The organism is Limosilactobacillus agrestis (assembly GCF_014145585.1).
GTDB lineage: Bacteria > Bacillota > Bacilli > Lactobacillales > Lactobacillaceae > Limosilactobacillus > Limosilactobacillus agrestis.
Map to the genome: position 1 here is coordinate 1 of NZ_JACIVF010000006.1, position 18,715 is coordinate 18,715.

General features: G+C 37.3%; 19 protein-coding genes and 1 pseudogene. 1 reads left to right on the top strand and 19 read right to left on the bottom strand.

Features of this window, described 5'->3' with window-relative positions:
- From H5R88_RS09620 to H5R88_RS09810, 19 genes and pseudogenes are all read right to left on the bottom strand, one after another.
- A pseudogene (locus H5R88_RS09620) lies at positions 1–102 on the bottom strand (helix-turn-helix domain-containing protein); the annotation flags it as partial.
- Positions 103–185: 83 nt separating this feature from the next.
- The gene (locus tag H5R88_RS00600; protein ID WP_182600030.1) at positions 186–1,295 is read right to left on the bottom strand and encodes a PTS sugar transporter subunit IIC; all 1,110 of its coding nucleotides are present in this window, start codon (positions 1,293–1,295) and stop codon (positions 186–188) included.
- 618 nt (positions 1,296–1,913) lie between these two features.
- Positions 1,914–2,777: a MetQ/NlpA family ABC transporter substrate-binding protein gene (locus H5R88_RS00605; protein ID WP_182600031.1), complete on the bottom strand. Its 864-nt coding sequence runs from the start codon at positions 2,775–2,777 to the stop codon at positions 1,914–1,916.
- Positions 2,778–2,892: 115 nt separating this feature from the next.
- The gene (locus tag H5R88_RS00610; protein WP_182600032.1) at positions 2,893–3,369 is read right to left on the bottom strand and encodes an S-ribosylhomocysteine lyase; all 477 of its coding nucleotides are present in this window, start codon (positions 3,367–3,369) and stop codon (positions 2,893–2,895) included.
- A 389-nt stretch (positions 3,370–3,758) separates the two neighbouring features.
- The gene (locus tag H5R88_RS00615) at positions 3,759–4,445 is read right to left on the bottom strand and encodes a matrixin family metalloprotease (RefSeq protein WP_182600033.1); all 687 of its coding nucleotides are present in this window, start codon (positions 4,443–4,445) and stop codon (positions 3,759–3,761) included.
- Between the two features lie 23 nt (positions 4,446–4,468).
- Positions 4,469–5,092: a DUF6198 family protein gene (locus H5R88_RS00620; RefSeq protein WP_182578293.1), complete on the bottom strand. Its 624-nt coding sequence runs from the start codon at positions 5,090–5,092 to the stop codon at positions 4,469–4,471.
- Between the two features lie 282 nt (positions 5,093–5,374).
- Positions 5,375–6,430, bottom strand: a complete 1,056-nt coding sequence (locus tag H5R88_RS00625) for a zinc-dependent alcohol dehydrogenase family protein (protein WP_182600034.1) — start codon at positions 6,428–6,430, stop codon at positions 5,375–5,377.
- Positions 6,431–6,909: 479 nt separating this feature from the next.
- Positions 6,910–7,395, bottom strand: a complete 486-nt coding sequence (locus tag H5R88_RS00630; RefSeq protein WP_182600035.1) for a DUF2798 domain-containing protein — start codon at positions 7,393–7,395, stop codon at positions 6,910–6,912.
- Positions 7,396–7,511: 116 nt separating this feature from the next.
- Complete coding sequence (locus H5R88_RS00635) at positions 7,512–8,102, bottom strand: DUF4767 domain-containing protein (protein ID WP_182578290.1); 591 nt, start codon at positions 8,100–8,102, stop codon at positions 7,512–7,514.
- Between the two features lie 501 nt (positions 8,103–8,603).
- Positions 8,604–9,125, bottom strand: a complete 522-nt coding sequence (locus tag H5R88_RS00640; protein WP_182578289.1) for a GNAT family N-acetyltransferase — start codon at positions 9,123–9,125, stop codon at positions 8,604–8,606.
- A gap of 376 nt (positions 9,126–9,501) precedes the next feature.
- Positions 9,502–9,966 (bottom strand): hypothetical protein, encoded by a 465-nt coding sequence (locus tag H5R88_RS00645; RefSeq protein ID WP_182578288.1) that lies wholly within the window; start codon positions 9,964–9,966, stop codon positions 9,502–9,504.
- Between the two features lie 12 nt (positions 9,967–9,978).
- Positions 9,979–11,043 carry a LysM peptidoglycan-binding domain-containing protein gene (locus H5R88_RS00650; protein WP_182600036.1) on the bottom strand — a complete coding sequence of 355 codons (1,065 nt, stop codon included), beginning with the start codon at positions 11,041–11,043 and terminating at the stop codon, positions 9,979–9,981.
- 84 nt (positions 11,044–11,127) lie between these two features.
- The gene (locus tag H5R88_RS00655; protein ID WP_182578286.1) at positions 11,128–12,294 is read right to left on the bottom strand and encodes an MFS transporter; all 1,167 of its coding nucleotides are present in this window, start codon (positions 12,292–12,294) and stop codon (positions 11,128–11,130) included.
- Between the two features lie 348 nt (positions 12,295–12,642).
- Positions 12,643–13,368, bottom strand: a complete 726-nt coding sequence (gene pnuC, locus H5R88_RS00660) for a nicotinamide riboside transporter PnuC (RefSeq protein ID WP_182578285.1) — start codon at positions 13,366–13,368, stop codon at positions 12,643–12,645.
- A gap of 233 nt (positions 13,369–13,601) precedes the next feature.
- Entirely contained in the window at positions 13,602–14,513 is a 912-nt protein-coding gene (locus tag H5R88_RS00665) for a hypothetical protein (protein ID WP_182578284.1), read from the bottom strand.
- Between the two features lie 213 nt (positions 14,514–14,726).
- Positions 14,727–16,172 (bottom strand): amino acid permease, encoded by a 1,446-nt coding sequence (locus H5R88_RS00670; protein ID WP_182578335.1) that lies wholly within the window; start codon positions 16,170–16,172, stop codon positions 14,727–14,729.
- A 216-nt stretch (positions 16,173–16,388) separates the two neighbouring features.
- Positions 16,389–16,529: a hypothetical protein gene (locus H5R88_RS00675; RefSeq protein WP_182600037.1), complete on the bottom strand. Its 141-nt coding sequence runs from the start codon at positions 16,527–16,529 to the stop codon at positions 16,389–16,391.
- A 57-nt stretch (positions 16,530–16,586) separates the two neighbouring features.
- A complete protein-coding gene (locus H5R88_RS00680) occupies positions 16,587–17,453 on the bottom strand; it encodes a TrmH family RNA methyltransferase (RefSeq protein ID WP_182600038.1) in 867 nt (288 codons plus the stop codon).
- Between the two features lie 607 nt (positions 17,454–18,060).
- The gene (locus H5R88_RS09810) at positions 18,061–18,306 is read right to left on the bottom strand and encodes an LPXTG cell wall anchor domain-containing protein (RefSeq protein WP_231794780.1); all 246 of its coding nucleotides are present in this window, start codon (positions 18,304–18,306) and stop codon (positions 18,061–18,063) included.
- A gap of 34 nt (positions 18,307–18,340) precedes the next feature.
- Between H5R88_RS09810 and H5R88_RS09815 the strand changes: the two genes are divergently transcribed.
- The coding region (locus H5R88_RS09815) for a hypothetical protein (RefSeq protein ID WP_310735474.1) at positions 18,341–18,715 on the top strand (375 nt) is incomplete at its 3' end.

The following is an 18,715-nucleotide window of genomic DNA, read 5'->3' on the forward strand; positions in this document are numbered from 1 at the left end:
TTCAGCAATCCCGTATTTATGCCTAACTGATGCTAAAGTAACATTACCGTTGGCATATTCTTCAACAGCTTTAAGTTTAGTTTTAACGCTAATTTTAGTCATATAAAATACCCCCAGAGTTGATTTCCAACTCTGGGGGTACACGTCAAAATTCCAATAGACAAACAGTTTTTTTATCGGTATTGCTAAACCAACTCAAGATGTAATTGTTTTTCGCCGATAAATCCTGCTCGTTTTAAGACAAGATAGAGAGTAACAGAAAGAACAGCAGGAACAATAATGCCAAAGACCATGTACGTGCTGAACTGAGCCCAGCCACGTGATAGATAAGCAATTGGCGCAATCAAGGAGTTTAGTCCTAATCCCCCTAAAGTTGGTGTCGAACGGAAACCAAATAGCACTGTTGCAATTGGTGCACAAACAGCTGCTGAAACAACTGTCGGGACTAACAAATATGGGTTGATGAGCAAATTGGGGAATTGAACCTTGGGTGTAACAAGGCCTTGGGCAATATTTGCTCCAAGGTTATTTTGTCGAAATGACATCGCAGTAAAACCGACAAATTGAGCAGTAGTACCGATCAAAGCAGCCGCCGATGAAATTGGATCAAGCATCAGTGCAACGGCTAAGGCTGCAGAAGATGCAGGTGTCATCAGAAAAAGGGCCCACACAATGGATATTACCATTGATCCTAAAACTGGTGAAACTTGCATGCTGTGGGTGATATAGGCGGAAACAGTAAGTAAAGCCGGTGTAACAACTGTCGCCACTACTAAGCCAAAACCGATTCCAACGGCTAAAGTACCAAATGGGACGAGAACCATATCTAATGGTGTCTTACCAGTCAAGTATTTGCCAACTAAGACTGCCACAACAGCCGCAAGCACTGCCGAAACTGGCTGTCCCGTAGTAAATAGTGGTGCTCCAACCGTGGAAACAGCTACATGGCCAGTTGCCGTCACACCTTTAACAACAACGTTAGTAAAATGAACCCCATTTGCACCAACCGTTGCTGCAACCATTGATACAAAAGTAACTAAGGTATTGGTATTCATTTGTAGCGCAACTGCTACCCCAATAGCAGGCGCTAATAATACCTGGATTTCTCCACCTATTAAGGTCAAGACATGAATCCCTATCAAGTTACCAATCGTTTGAGTTAAAAGTCCGCCACCAAGAATAACTAGAATAGCATTGGCCACCGCCGCAAAAATCCGATAGGCCACTTCCTTGACCTTCGATGAACTTTGATAAGTTGCATTAGCTTTAGGATTGCTAACTTGCTTTTCCATCATTAACGCCTCCTTATAATTTATTTTTGATTAATGATTGTTGCTAGTTTAATAGGCGAACAATTAAAAGTCAATTATATTTCTAATTATCTTTTAATATTAAGCGAACATTTTGTTTAATTAACATTTCATTCCCGTTTATCATCAAAGACAATATTTCTTAAAAAGATTATTAAGACTTAATAAAAAGATAGCGAACATTTCTGCTCGTTATCCCCTCCTATGCTTAAGATTTGTTGCTATGAGTCTGTTAAGCCACTGTCCATCGCACTATTTTATATTTAGCCATACAAAAAAATGCCTCATAATTGTTAAGATTTTCTGTCTAACAATTATGAGGCATTTCAAATATTATCTGCTAACATACATTAGTCATTACTTTTCGTTGTTTTGGGGTTGCTTCTTTGCAAACAAATGGTACACAAGTCGTGCAACTAATGCTTGTAATATAACAGTAACAACACTCTGTGCAAGTTTTCTTTCCCATTTCATGGTTTTAGCTCCCTTACTCAATTAATGTCTAATATTTAAAACTAATTCTTTACTATCCTAATTATACTCGCTTCTGAATTAAAATGCTCAATAGAATTATTTACCTTTATATTAAGTAAAATTTTATTATTAATTTTCAAGATAGTTTAACGGTTTATTAACATTAACCTTGGTTCCTTGATACTTTTTAGTAATCCATTGTTGAATTTGCTTATTATGGTAAAGCTTAACCAACTTTTTATATTCTTTGTTATCCTTGTTTTTCTTAGCGGTTGCTAAAACATTAATGTTGTTTTTCGTACTTTGATCAACCTTTTCGTGATAAATAGAATCTTTCAACACATTTAAATGACCAGTTAAAGCAATCGTATTACCGATTAATACTAAATCAGTTGACCTTAATACCCGTGGTCCAGTGGTATCATCAATTTCTTTAAATTGAAGGTTCTTTGGATTTGCAGCAATCTCATTGGTTCCACTGGTTGCACTAAATCCCGGCTTCAATTTTATTAAACCCGCACTTTGTAAAAGCAATAGCCCACGCGCCGTGTTTGCTGGATTATTAGCAATCGCAACAGTTGCACCATCCGGAATAGCTTTAATACTCTTGTACTTATCTGAATATAAGCCCATTGGTTCTAAATAGGTAGTTCCGATCGCTGCTAACTGCGCTTTCTTATTTTCCTTATTATAAGCTTGCAAGTATGACCATGATTGGAAAGCATTAACATCAATTTCGCCATTAGCGGTCGCCCGGTTTAAAGCTACGGGATCCGTAAAGCTCTTAACCTTAATTTTTAAACCTTCACTTTTGGCCTGTTTACTATTTGCAATGTGTTGCCAGACCTGCACATCTGGGCCAATCGTTCCAACAGTAATCTCATCGTTGTGGGTAAACCCACCATTGGCACTCACACTCAGACCAGCCGCAACTAAAATCACTACTACAATACCAACAATCCACCAACCAGTATATTTTTTCTTTCTCATCATAACTTCCCCTTTACTTTTGTTTTCGCTATCTGCCATCACTAATCACAATAGCTAACGGGATCCGACATGTCGTTATTCTCGAGAAATCCTTAGTCAGCGTTTACCAAAATTATTATTATTCAACCACGTGCCGTTCAAATGGCTTATCTGAAATTCCTTCATCAAGAATCTTCTTCGACCATTCCTTAGCCGAGAACAATGAATGATCACGGTAGTTACCACAAGATTCAATTGTTGTTCCCTGAACGTCTTCCCACTTAGTCTTGTAGGCAATTTCTTCAAGTGAAGACTTCAATGCCTTAGCAACTTCAGTAGTTGAGTGTTCGCCCCACGTAATCAAGTGAAAGCCAGTCCGGCATCCAAATGGAGAGCAATCAATTACACCATCCAAACGGTCACGAAGCAATCCAGCAAGTAAGTGTTCAATCGTATGCAAACCAGCAGTTGGAATTGCATTTTCATTTGGTTGGACTAACCGTAAATCATAGTTACTAATTTTGTCCCCTTTTGGCCCTTCTTCAACGGTAATTAACCGAACGTAAGGTGCCTTAACTTTTGTGTGATCTAATGTAAAACTTTCAACTTTAGCCATAATAAAATTCTCCTTTTCTACCAGATGAGGATAAATCTTGGAACTAAAAAAAATCCCTGGAAACGGCAATAAAACCAATTCCTAGGGACGTCTAATACTCATTAACGTGATACCACCCTAATTTAGCCTTATCTCACAATAAGACCCGCAAGAAGTACATAAAAATACTCCAGCACGGTAACGGGTGCTAGTCGCTTGCTGCTAACACGTATGCTTACAGCTTCAGTCTGCTCCAAGACCATCTTCGTTATTCATCATCATACTAGTTCTCATCTTTTCTAGCTCTCTGTAATGAGATTAAATAATTACTCATCTTTTCTAAGCATTTTCTAATTCAATTGTCATTATAATATCCTTATCCTTATTAATTGTCAACACGTATTTTAAAATTAGTCATGATATAGCATTCTTAACGTTTTAACATCATTTTTAGTTATTCCGTTTTTGATATTTCGTGGAATCATCACACTATGCTCATATTCTGGAGCGTGGGCCAAGCCAAGTGCATGTCCCAGTTCATGTTGTGCAACCTCACTTCGAAATTCTTTATTAGTATAGTCTAACTGATTAGGATCCAAAGTTGAGGTTGCCTTATGCAAGGTATTTGTGGTCGGATCATATTCAGTCTGGGTTGACCCGAGTTCAGATGTTGTATAGCCAACACCATTGTTTCCCGTATTATTTCGTGCCAAGTCTCCATCAGCCGCAATAATATTGGCCTTATCTTCATTCTTAATCCAGCGGATATAAACTGCTTTCGTCTTATTCCACTTCTTTACCGCATCACGAAAAGCCCACCTTAGTTTTGGATCAGCAGTTTCCATGTAAATAGTAATATTCTTTTTCTTCCACCTAAATCCCTCAAGCGGTGTCGGTGTATTTTCTGGGATTCTTAGCCGGTCTGCATTTGGTCGTTGTCCACTATTAGAAAACTGAAAATCATTATTATCAGAAGAATCCTGACTAAAAAAAGATGACTGGAAAGGTTGGGAAGGTACATCTGCATCAGCAAGGACATGATAATCGCCAATTCCAACCATCCCCGCGACTAAGAGTGCTATTAAAAATCGACGCATTTAATCATCCCCATTCCATAAAGTTAGAAATGGCAACATGGTTCGAGGCGTTCCTGCCAAAAACTGACAATCCAGTTCTGAGAGAAAAAACCGATCACCGTTCCAATATTAAAAGCAAAAATTGCATGATTTTTTAAAGAACATAACAAGATAATGATAACGGGCAAGACGATATTAAAGTATTTCGTGAATTTAAGACTGGCGCGGCGCTTTAAATAGACCGTCAATTTATCGTGAGGGTGAAAACAACAATCACACTGCTGATAAAGAGCATACCCAGCAAAGGCAATCACTAAGCCGAGTAGGTCAAAACCGAAACGCAGAAAAATGTTCATTGTAGCCATTCCCCCAAATCGCCATAGTTTCGCGAATAGTTGCATTAAAATACTGTACGGAACTAAAAACGTTAATTCCCAGCCAAATTCTTTAGGAACAAATTCACCAACTAAAAGAATATTAAGGCCAATTACAAATAGTCCCTCTGTAAAAATTGTCTCTGTCATGTTCCAGCCCATTGTATGCATAATATTGACGATGGAAGCGGGCCAGGGCATACTCCCTAAGTTTGTTATAATCGTCATTGAATGACCAATTGAGTTTAAGACAATCGCCAGTGCTAGAAAGACATACCGACGCAATTTTATCATCCCGTTTACGCTTATTCTCTATCACAGTATTTTAGCACGCTTATTGATTTTATACTTTAAAATAGCAAAGAGGTTGGGAAAAACTTTTGTTTTTTCTCAGCCTCAACTGTTTTCACGAACAATAGTAAGATAATGTGGAACTAGCTTCGCGTTGCCACAAGGCTTGAGCCTCAGTACGAACGATGATCAGCCCGTGCCGTGCTAATCATCATTCTAGCTTGGTCCACCGCCTTGTCGAGAAGGTTATTTTCCACTCTCTTTTGTTTCAATCAGTTTTAAATATTAATCGCGTTCAAAGCCATCCATAATAATGTAAGACTTGATTGCTTCACGCTTATCCATTGCCTCATAAGCTTTTTGAATTTGGTCAAGGGCGAAACTCTTAGTAAAGACTTTACCAGGGTTAATCTCACCATCAAGAACCGCCTTCAACAATACATCCTTGTCGTAAGTAGTTACTGATGCTGGACCACCACCAACAATCGTATTGTTATAGAATGGTACCGTCATGTCCATTTTTGGAGTATGAGGTAAGCCTACTCGACCAACGATTGCACCTGGCCGGCCAACCTTCATGGCAGTATCAGTTGATTGTTCAGTACCAACACATTCAAGGACAGCATCAGCACCGGCACCATTTGTAAGTTCCATGATCTTTTGAACTGCTTCGTCACCACGTTCCACAACATTGTCAGTAGCACCAAATTCCTTAGCAAGAGCTTGACGGTCAGCATGGCGACTAGTAGAAATGATCTTCTTAGCGCCCCGCATCTTAGCAGCAATAATCGCACAAAGACCAACAGCACCGTCACCCATTACAACAACCGTGTCACCATCACTAACGTTAGCAACTCGTGCAGCATGATAACCAGTAGCCATAACATCGGCAAGCGTCAAGAGGGACTTAAGCATTCCTTCACTGTAGTCGCTTGGCTTGCCTGGAACTTTAACAAGCGCCCATTGACCGTGTTGGAACCGAACGTATTGAGCTTGCACACCAGAGCTAAAGTTATCACTGTGACTTTGACAAGAACCATCGAAGCCCGCACGACAAGCAGCACAGTGCCCACATCCATGAGTAAATGGAGCAATCACAAAGTCACCAGGCTTGACGGTGGTAATGTCTTCACCAACTTCCTCAACAATTCCAATTGCTTCATGCCCAGAGTTTTCAGAATCTTTTTCAACTGAATTAATTCCCCGGAAGTTCCATAAATCAGAACCACAGACACAAGTCCGTACTACCTTAATAATCACGTCATCAGGTTTTTCAATTGTTGGACGGTCAACATCAACAACTTTCATTTGACCTGCCTTTTCAAAAATAGCTTTTTTCATTGAAATTGCCTCCTTTTTTATTATTTTAAACCACAAATTTCAATTAGAAAAATACTTTTTATCGATATTCTTCCATTCATTATCTGCATAATTTATGTGCGTTCAAATCACACTATTCAAATGAATATAATAAATTTCATTGAATTATTTTAGCTATCATTGTATTATGATCACAATAAATAAATTCAGTTAATTATTTTTATAATTTTCGTTCGCATACTTCTTTTGAAGGGAGTGGTTAATCAATAGCTTTAATGTGTGTTTAGTAAATTTTTGTCACTTTTTGTTCACTTATATATCCCCCTAAGCTATTTAGAAGGACGTATAATTACTGAACATATAATTTTCTACTTTAAGAATTTGCTGGTTGATTTGAGATAGAATATTCATTAATACAAATACAATTACAAAACAATCTCTAATTAAACTTTCTAAAATAAAAATAACCTCGTATTGGGGTTATTTTTATTTTAAATATCTTAATTTTTAATTGCTTTTAAATGGTGATATAAAAGTACTTGCCGTGCAATTGGCTGAGCAATCAATGCTTCAACTACAAAGGCAATCGCAAAGTTACGTGGCCAGTTATTAAAATAAGTATGTAGTGGTAATGTAAAAACTTGCTGTTGCCCAATCCATGTCCCAATCATAGTCATAACAGCTGAAACAATCAATACATTGCACAGGATATTAATTGTAATTTGAGTATTAAAACTGTCTTTTTCACTAACAATCGATTCTTTTAAGAAACTAGCCGGTTTGCTCGCCAATAGCACAACGATAATAATGCTTAGCCACATTTCTGGGATTACTGCTAAAACTTGTTTATAATGCTGGATCGTAAATCCTGTTTCCAACATTCCAATTATTGGTGCAATGATATTAACAGAAATAATTGAAACAATCAGTAAAAACAGGACAAATTCATTTCTATTTTGCGGTAATTTTAAATAAAAGTCTTTCATTTATATTTTCTCCTTTATTAATAACAAAAAAAGTCCAGCCACTCAAATTGAGTTTGCTGGACCATTATACGCGAAACTAATTTTAGTATAACAAACTAAAGGATCTATTTCCAAGATTATTTAGTAGATTCTGTTGCGATTCGTTCAAAATTGCTCTCAAGATCCGTATTAGTCGTTGGATGACAATCTGGATCACCGTTATTTGATTGGTCAACTAATACAACTGGTTTACCATTGTGGAAGGCAAAGAAGTATGTAATTCGATTCGGCAATGGCGGTTCTGTCCCGTCATGATTATAGATAGCAACAACATTATATTCATAATCACCTTTGCCAGATGGTGCCCAGCCAATCAAACCAGACTGGCCCTCTACTAATTCTTTGCTTAAACCATCAGGGTACGTTATTCCTGTCGAAACCTTCAATTCATTTTGACCATCATATTGCTCATAGGATTGGTGCATTGTTGGTCCCCATTTTTGCATAAATGATGCCAACTGTTCGTTCTTTTGATTATTCCATAACGAACGTTCGTGGTGCATCTCACTCCTATTGCTTGAATTATTAGTAGTGGTAGTACTTTGACCGCTACTAACCTCCGAATTATTCTTTGCAGTGCTGCTATTATTTTGAGTGTTTTGGTTTCCACAACCAGTTAGGGCAAGGCCCATGCCAGCAATCGCAAGAACTCCTATTAATTTTTTCAATTTTATCCTCCCGAAACGTAAATAAAAACCGGAAAGAATACTTTCTTCTTTCCAGTCTACCTATTAATCTTCAACTTTTTTAGCGTTGTTCATTGCCTTCATGATAGAAGGATTCTTTGAATGACAATCCTTGATCATTTGGATATCTTCTTCACTTAATTCAACAGTGTATTTAGCCATGATTTTCCCTCGCTTTACTTAAAAATTACACCCTTACTATATCACATCACAGGAAACGTGTCTGGCTTAATCAGTAAATTAGGGCCATTAATTAATATTCACCGGAGATTTACTAATAATATTAGATTAAATTACATAAATGTGGAGGAACTTACAGACAAGTTGGGAGGGGACCTCGACCCTGTGAACCTGATAGAAAGAGAGAGTAGAAAAAAACTCTCTCGACAAGGTGGTGGACTAAGCTAGAACAATAATTAATACGACACGGGCTGATTATTGTTCGTACTGAGACTCAAGCCCTGTGGTTATTTCCCACTCTCATTATTTTAAGTTAAGTTCAAAACCCATATGTTTTTTGTCAATTTTGTCATCAATATAAATCGTTCCACGTTTTATAAAACCAATACTTTGGCCTATTTTTTGAACAGGAATATTTTTATAATGAGTATCATAACGAAAATTCCTTACTCCCTGTAAATAACCAACCGTCAGTAAATTGGAGAAGATATATTTTCCAAAGCCTTGACCATTTTGGGAAGGAAGAACTGCTAATCGATGAATGATTGCATATGGCTCATTGGGCTTTAACCATGATCCATCTTTAATATCTTCATATGTTTGTTCCGGAGTTAGTTGCAAAGTAGCCGTCCCAACAATTTTTTGGTTATCAATCAGCACCCAATTATAGCCAGCTTTAATATCATTTTCCATCGTTTTTGGGAAAGGATGACCATCTTGCCATTGTGGGTTACCCTTTTCTTTTAATTGTGTTCGTGCTTGCTCAATAATTGTCATCACACTGTGAAGATCATCCTGAGTTGCTCGTCGTAAGTAAATTGCCATTATATTTTCTCCTTAATCATCTCTCATTCCTAACAACAAAATTCTAATATATTAATGTATGGTTATTTTATCATGATTAATTGTTGAACTGATGGGGCTTTAGATAAGTTTAAGATTTTTGTCATAGCGTTTTTATTTTAAATGAGAATATCTCATATCCATAATAAACAACCTAAGATTAGTTCAGGGGCGAGCCAGAAGTCACTCGTAATTTCGTTTTTCGACGCGAAAGCTAGCCTCCGAGAGCCCCGCAAGCAACAATAGAATAGGCCACCAATGTTCGGTTTTACCGAGCGTTGGCGGCCTATTGTTGTACTGTGCTTTCTTTTATGAAAGGAACCTGACTTATGTCACAATCCCTTTTTATTTAACTTTATCATCGAATTTGTTCAAACTTAGTTGCCTTATGATCAATTCCTTGACCGGCATTGGCAATCTGATAAGTGAAGTTACCAGACCGCATCTTTTTACCTAATGCTAGCATATTATTATATTGCCACATTGAGACTTTCCCATCTTGAAGTTTTGAAAGGGTCAGCCGATTTCCTTGAGCCTTATAATTCCACTTACCATCTTTGGCATTATCTTGATAGGCTTGTTGAAAATCACTGGTACTATTACTTGCTTTGATTGCGGTATCCCTGTCGGGGGTAACAACAACCTGATCTCCACTTGTGGCAAAGGTCATATAGGCATTTTGATTACCAGACACTGATGTATACTCATAAACGTGACCAGGAAGGCGTTTAGCCACTGTCCGACTGGCATAGAGATAAAAGCAGCCAATAACAACCATTACTGCTACTAAAACAGAAATAATAACTTTTGTCTTTTTTTGCATTTTTATCCCCTATTACTCATCATCAGACGTATCGGTATCGTGGTCGCTTATAGTAGCTTGACTGTTGCTATCTTCATCATCACTGTTGCTTTGACTACTGTCACGGCTACTTTCACTGCTACTGCTACTACTATCGCTATCTTCGTCGTCCTTATTGCTACTACTGCTACTATCAGCGTCATCATTAACACTAGCATAGACGTGGATCTTGTTGCCATCTTTTTCAATATAAACTGTTGTATCCTTCTTGGCTTTTGAACCTAGTGCACTTTCGATTTCATTAAGGATCGCATCATAGTCATCCTTCTTAGCATCCTTTAAGATAGCTGCTGAATCAACATTAAGTTCATCAGCGTCACTACCGCCATCCCCCTCGTCAAAGGATAAATTATCATTATCATTGGCATCATTTAAGCCACTTACAATGTCAGAAGCATCGATTGATGAAGATTGATGTTTTTTATGCTTAGCAGACTTAGTTGAACTAGACTGACTATCACTTTGTTCATTATCATTGTCGTTATTATTAAATGAATTTACCGCGCCCGCCTTGTAAATTGTTGTCGAATGATCAGAATTGTCAGAATTATCGTAGTTCTTAACAACAGATTGTGGTTGAACGGCAATATTTACAGTTGTTGGTCCGTTATTAATTGTAATTTTGGTCTGGGCAACAACGTTTGGATTTACATTGGGATCATAACCAGCTGGAACACTTCCTTCACGGTTTAAGATAAGAACATTCCCGGCAAAAATCAAATTAGCATTTTGAATGTTATTATCGTAGCAAAGTTTAGCCACAGAAATTCCAGTTGCGGCTGAGATCCCTGATAAAGTATCACCCCACTGAATAATATAACGAGTGCCATTAAGGTCATTAGTATTAATGTGTTGCATCGCCATGTTATTAGAAATTTGCTCGGGGGTATTGGCAATCCAATTAGTAATATCAGCCTGCTCTTCTGGTGATCCACTGGCATTATCAGCCTCAACAGTTGCCGCCGAGCCGATTATTACGGACCCCGCTAAAACAGCAGTCATTAAGGTTGCTGCTAGTTGCTTCTTACTTAACTTCATAAAATTATCCTCCCTAATAATATCAAACCAATTAATACAGAAACAATTTTACTGCTATTGGAATAATTCTTCAAATGCATATAATCATTTCTGTTTGGCGCTTGTTTTAATCAGATAAAGTGAACCAAAAACTGCGATTAAGGCATAGATTGCTCCAACGTACCCAATCTGGTTAATTTGAACAAAATTGATACTGATCGATGCGGTTAAGGAACCAATTGATACCCCCACGTTAGTACAAATCGGGTTTAATGACGAAGCGAGATTCATTGCTTCTGGATAGTCCTGATCAGCAATGTTAAGAAACATTACTTGTAAAATCGAACCTGGCATCCCCAGAACAAAACAAATAACACATAGTAAAAGGATCCCTAACCATGCAACATGAAACATCGCATTCATCAATAATAAACAAATAAGGACGGTACTACTAATAATAGTAAGTTTAGTGATTCCAAAATGATTTACGATTATTCCGGCACATATATTACCAAGAATAAACGTAACTCCGATAATTCCTAATAACCATGTTAAGTTAGTTGTACTAAAGCCAAGGACGTTGGTAATAATTGGACGAACATAAGTATAGAATGTGTATTCGGCGGACATTAAGGTTATCATCACAACAACTCCAAGAACTATTCGCCGATCCTTAAAAAGTTGGACTTGGTTACCCAATGACGCATTTGCTTGACGGCTATTGCGCGGTATTAGCCAATACAAGAAGCCACAAATAATTACGGTTAAAACCGAGATTAACGCAAAGCTATCCCGCCATGAAAAAGCATTGCTAATTGCTGTTCCAACGGGGACTCCCACAATCGTAGCAATACTAAAGCCGGCGAAAGTCGAAGCAACCAGCATTGCTCGTTTTTCAATTGGTGCAATCATACTTACAAACACAAGAATCAGTGAAATAATTGTTCCCGCAACCGCGGCTGTTACAATCCGCGAAACAAATAGCCAAAATAGGTTAGGCGCCACAGCGGTCAACGTGTTACCGATTAAAAAGATTAACATCAGTACCATTAAAACCTTAAAACGATCAAATTTACCTGTCAAAGTAGTAATTAAAGGCGTACAGATAGCATAAATAATTGCAAAACTAGTAACCAAAAAACCAACCGTTGATAATGAAGCATGGTAACTTTGGGCAATATCAGAAATAACCCCCACAACCATAAATTCATTACATCCTAATAAAAATGCGGTTAAGACAAAGACAACGGACTGCAAGCGAAATTTAGACATATCCTTAGCTCCTTTCGTATAAATAAAAAATGCTGGAAAAATACCGAGGAAATCAGTATTTTTCCAGCAACCTACCTTCGAACGTACCTTCTGATAAACAAAAGGCATATCTACAAATTGTAGTATAGCAAAGGATTATTTGAGTTTCAATTCTTGTTATAAAATAAACTCTCTTTTATTGCTTATTATTCCTACATGACAGCTATAAGAAGTTTTTCCTAGTATAACGTGAATGATAATTAATAATAGATAGCACTCACCTTGATAAAATTAAAGAACAAACAACCGTTGCACTAGTACTAAATCTAAAACAATTCCAAAGATATGTTGATATTTTAGAATTCCTTATTAATCGGTTGTACCGCCTTCATTATCAGCTTCACCACTAGCCCATACTTTTGTTGCATAAATGGAATTAAACAATAAGGCTGCTTGCAAGGCGATTTGTGATAGGTCACCACCGAAAGTCCCGATGTGTACACCCATTTGGAAACGAATTGCCAAAATAATCCAGTAAATAATATTTGCGGTGTTAACCCAAATCCATAGTGACCAGTTTTCCTGGTATTTAAGGATGTAAAGCAATTGAGCAATAAAGCTAACTACTAAATTAAATGAATCAAAATATGGAAGTTGTCCATGGAAGAGACCAATCACATACCAACCGATGAAATAAGCAATTACCACTCCCACAAAAACCCAGCGCCGTGCTTGGGGGCTAAAACGCTTAGTTGCATCATCGTGACCCCACATGAACCAGCCAATTGGTTGAGAAATCACGTAGAAAATGTCCATTACAAATGTTCCCCAAGTGTGACTTTGCCAAGCAATATAAGTCATCGCAACACACTGAATGAAGCCGAAAATAAAGGTTACTTTTCGACCTTTCATCCCGTAGACTAGTGCAATCGTCCCAAAGACACCAGAAAGCATTCCAATCCAACTATCTGGCGCAATTAAATAAACACATACTTGAAGTAAGAGCAAAATTGTTACGTAAATTATCTCAAACTTCTTCCAATTACTAAAAAGCTGCGTAAAAAGCCAACCATGATCATTAGTTGTATTTGTCATATTAATTCCCCCGAACTTTAATCATTTACTTTTTTCTAAATAGAATTTTATCTCTTTAACAATAAAATTACTTCCACAAATTTAATTTTCCTATAAATTAATCCCCAAAATGATCACGATGGACGTTTTGACCGGTTTTAGCATAAATCTTAATATAAATAGCGCAGTACGACAATGGCCGCCAACGCTCGGTAAAACCGAACATTAGCGGCCTATTGTTACTTGCTAAGTACTTATTCTAACACTAAATGTTGATGCTGAAATGCTGGTACATAATTAACATCTTCAGTATCATCATCGCTAATACTATTGCTATCAGCCTTAGTATCCGCATCAGCATTTGTATCTTCGTCACCGAGTGCATCTAATAAATTGTCAAGTTCATTTAGTGCTGCAAAGCCTCGCATGGTTTCGACAAGTGACGAAAGCTCATCTAACTTATCAGTAGCCTCATTAAAATTATCAACAGTTTCCCGTTCGTATTTCTTTTCTGTCCAGTTTTCCGGATCTTTAGGAGAGTAATTAGCACGATATAAAGTATTATTTTTCTTTTTGGTTCCAATTATTAGTTTATGGAAACCATAGCTGATTTTATTTTCTTCTGAATACTTTCCCTTTTTAGAAATTGTATTAAACATATCATCAATATCAGCCTTATCAAATCCGGCCTCTGTATACTTACCCTCGTCTAATTGAAGATACCAACTGCCCTTATGCTTAACGACCAAAACTGGCATTTTTTCTTTCTCTAAATATTCCTTGTAAAGGTCACTCTGCATTAACTTTTTTACATCCAGTGAATCACTATCTTTAAGTTCACTACCAAATTCATTAATAGTCGACTCATTTTTATTCAATGCCGTAGTAAACCGCTTCATCGCCCGACCAGCATCTGATGAGGCATAATACTGAAGATAGCCGTGCTTAGTATCCCCTTTTTCTTTTTGAATAACCAGCTTTACTTCTTTTTTCCCATCAAGATAACCGTTATAACTTCCATACAATCGGGGATGAATAATGAGCCATCCACAGGCAATAATTAACACCATAACAACAATTCCCCCAAGAATAGATAAACTCTTATTCTTGTTCCACCATGTTCTCGTCGTCGTTGCCTGTGTTTTCTTTTGCCCTTTTTTATCCATTGAATTATCCTCCTATAAACAATTAAAATCCCCCAATTATAAGACTATCATATCATCATTCACTTTACAAAAGAAAATTTATTATTACAATTTTATAATTCTTGCTATCGCTTAATAATCAGATTAAAAAAGCAGCATATGTGCAAAATCAAACATACACTGCTATCAGTCAGGTTCTCTTTCCTTAATGAGGAAAAGTCCTACCATAATATTTTATTTCAATTTCATTTTATCAAGGGGAACCAAATGAGTATGGTGCCGTACTTTATAGTAAAGGTACAAAACAATAAATAACGGTACACTCATATAGGTAATCAAGATATTAGACCAATCTAGTTTTAAAAAGGCAGTAACATTTTGTCCAGCAATAACAATCACACACAAAATAAAGGCAAAAATAGTGCCAAAAGGAAATAAACCAGCATGATAATCTAACTCACTAATAGCATGCCCTTGTTTTAAATACCCACGACGAAAGCGATAATGAGCAATTGCGATTCCAAGCCATTCCATAAAGCCCCCCAAACTATTGGCAGAGATTAAGTAATTATAAACATTGGGGCCAATAAACTGTAGAGACCACAATGCCAAGCTTAGCCCAGCCATTGCAACGAAGCTAACAATCGGAATCCCACGACGATTAACTTTCCTAAAACCTTTCCACACAAAGCCTTCCATTGACTGTGAAAATAGAATCCGCGAGATGGCATAAAGCCACGAGTTAGCAGAAGACAGTACAGCAATTAAAATAACAAAATTCATTATACCAGCAGCAGACCTCAAGCCAGCATATTGAAAAATTAAGGTAAAGGGACTTTTAATAATATCGTGAACGTCAGAACTCAAGAGATTCTTGTTTGTATATGGTAAAACACAAGCAATAATAAAGATTGTTAAAATATAAAAAAGAAGTATCCGCCAAAATGTTGCATGAATTGCAGTAGGAATACTATGTTTAGGATCAGCCGATTCCCCAGCGGCAATCCCTACCATCTCGGTACCTTGGAAGGAAAAACCAGAAATAACAAAGGCACTGATAATTCCAGCCACCCCATTAACAAAGGGGGCCTGTTTATAGGTGAAATTCTTAAACCCAATTGCTGGATGATTGCCAATCCAGCCTAAAATAAGTGCTGCTCCTACAATGACAAAGATAATAACTGCTGCTACTTTCAATAACGAAAGCCAAAATTCTGTTTCACCATAGGAACGGACAGAAAAGTAATTAATAATAAAGATAATAATAAATGCTAAAACGCTGAAAATCCAGGATGGTATCTGGGGAAACCAAAAGTTCATTACAATCCCAACCGTTGATAATTCAACAGCTACCGTAATTGCGCCACAAAACCAATAATTCCAGCCCATCGCAAACCCTAACGCCGGATCAACATAACGATTTGCGTATTCAGCAAACGACCCACTGCGCGGATTATAAGTTGCCATTTCAGCTAAGCTAGTCATTAAGAAGTAGACCATCAATCCCATAATAAAATAAGCGATAAGGCTACCACCAGGTCCTGCTGTTGTAATTGCTGAACCACTTGCTATAAATAGCCCCGTTCCGATCGTCCCTCCTAATGCAATCATTGAGAGGTGCCGAGTCTTCAAAGTATGCCTAATTTTTCCATTACTTTGTTGCTCATCCAAACTAATCATCACCCTTTTTTCTTACTATTTTATTCTTACTATTTTAAAGGAAGATAATTGATATGTTAAATGTTTACTAACACTTTATATTTTATAATACATGTAATTTGAGATAGGTCGTTTAAGAATGAACGTTAGTGAGAACACCTCAAATAAAATTAATATCATTTTTTTATAGCTAAAAAAGGTGAAGCAAAAACTTACTTCGAACTAATCTCAAACTATTTATGATAATTCTAGCAAAACATCCAAAACCTTCTGTGGTAATTCAACCTGAAAATGAGCAGCCTTTCGTTTATTAATGCTTTGTCGGCGAAGTAATGCCTGTTTCAATGTTAGATTAGTTACTTTAATTCTACTTTGCATATAAATGGTATAGCACCTCTCCAAATTTAAAATTTTAGAGGCGGCTGCCCTATATTGTTATTTAATTTTTTGCTTTCCTAGCTCCCAAAAGGCCAAGGCAGAAGCGGCCGCTACATTTAAGGAATCAACTCCTGGTGCCATCGGAATCTTAATTGTAAAATCACTTTGCATAATTGTATTTTCTCTTAAACCAGGACCTTCTGAGCCAAGAATAATAGCTAGTTTATGTGCCATTTTCAATCGAGGATCATCGATATTAACAGTATTATGACGAAGAGCCATTGCAGCCGTCTGGTAGCCAAACTGTTGAAGAAGTCTCACCCCGTTAGTTCGCCAAATTTTCGCATCAACATAGGTCCAGGGTACTTGGAAAACTGTTCCCATCGCTACCCGAGAGGCCCGTCGATAAAGGGGATCTGCTGAGTCACTGGTTACAATTATCCCATCTATTCCTAGGGCGGCTGCTGAACGGAAAATTGCTCCGATATTTGTTGGGTTAACTACATTTTCAAGTACCGCAATTCGTGGTTGCTCAGTAGGCATTGTTGCTAAGAAGTCAGGGAGGCTCGGCCGTTCAACACGGTGCATTGCTGCAAGCGCTCCTCGTAAAAGATTATAACCAGATAACTGCTGAAGTAATTCGCTATTAACTACATAAATGGGAGTTTGATTTAAGCCTTTCGTATGGTTAGCCGCCATTTCACGACCTAAATCAGTCAAATCACGTTTCAAAGCCTTATCTTCTACCAATAATGAAGCTGGCTGATACCCTGCTCGTATAGCACGTTCAATGACCTTGGGACTCTCGGCAATAAATAAACCGGGCTGCGGTTCCCAGGCATGGAAGAGTTGTGCTTCATTCAGGCGTACATAAGGATCCAAATTAGGTCCGGTTAGATCTGTTAAAAAATTTAAATTATACATATTGAACCGCCCTTATTCATAATAATTTATTATTCATTTTAAAATTTTAACGATAGATTAATCAAGGATAAATCAATTAATCTCCTTTTAAGCAACCAGATACAGGCTACTTAAAAACTCTCATGTCAAATTTCTTCGTTTAATTTATAGCTTTTTCTCTAACTTCTAAATTTAAGTTGAACTTATCAGTCTCATTGTTATTTTCACTTCTTAGTCATTATTAAAAGAAGGATCATTATGGCCTAGAGAGTGACAATATGATTCAAGTTATTATTACTTACCTAATCAGGATGGTTTATTTCCGCTAAATTTAAACAATAATCAATCCCTGTAAACTTCCAAAGATAGCCTTCATCAACTAATTAGCTTCTATTAGTATCATAATTAAATAGTATGATTAACTTGGAAAGCCTACCATTATGGCATAAACACATTTATCTTAGCATTTCATCTAATTTACACAACATTAAAATTAGAAGATACAGCCTTCAATTCTTCTATTAACGCTACGTAGCGTGAAATCATAAAAAGACTCCCACTAGATAGGAATTTCCTACTTAGTGGGAGCCTTTTTATTTAGAGAGGATTAAGGAATAACAGTTAATTTTTAATCATTATCATTACGACGCTTCTTACCGCCTAGTGCAAACATTGCAGCTAATGCTCCAAATACAGCTCCAAGACCGGTAGTATTCTTATTAACATTACCAGTTTGTGGAAGCTTCTTGTTTACTGATGAAGCAGTTCCAGAAGTCTTAGTTGTAGTACTTGTGCTACTAATAGTTGATGAAGCAACTGATGTAGCCGTACTACTCATTGAACTAAGGGTAGAATCACTAACACTTGCCAGCACGCTGGTTGATTCGCTGGTACTTACTGAAGCACTTGTGGATTCAGATGTACTACTTACTGAGGCACTAGTTGATTCAGATACACTTACCGAAGCACTTGTGGATTCACTGGCGCTTACTGAAGCACTAGTGGATTCACTTGTGCTTACTGAGGCACTAGTGGATTCACTTGCACTTACTGAAGCACTTGTGGATTCAGATGTACTACTTACTGAGGCACTAGTGGATTCACTGCCACTTACTGATGCACTGGTGGATTCACTGGCACTTACTGAGGCACTAGTTGATTCAGATGCACTTACTGAGGCACTGGTGGATTCACTGGCACTTACTGAAGCACTAGTTGATTCACTGCCACTTACTGAAGCTGAAGTTGATTCACTTGCGCTTACTGAGGCACTAGTTGATTCA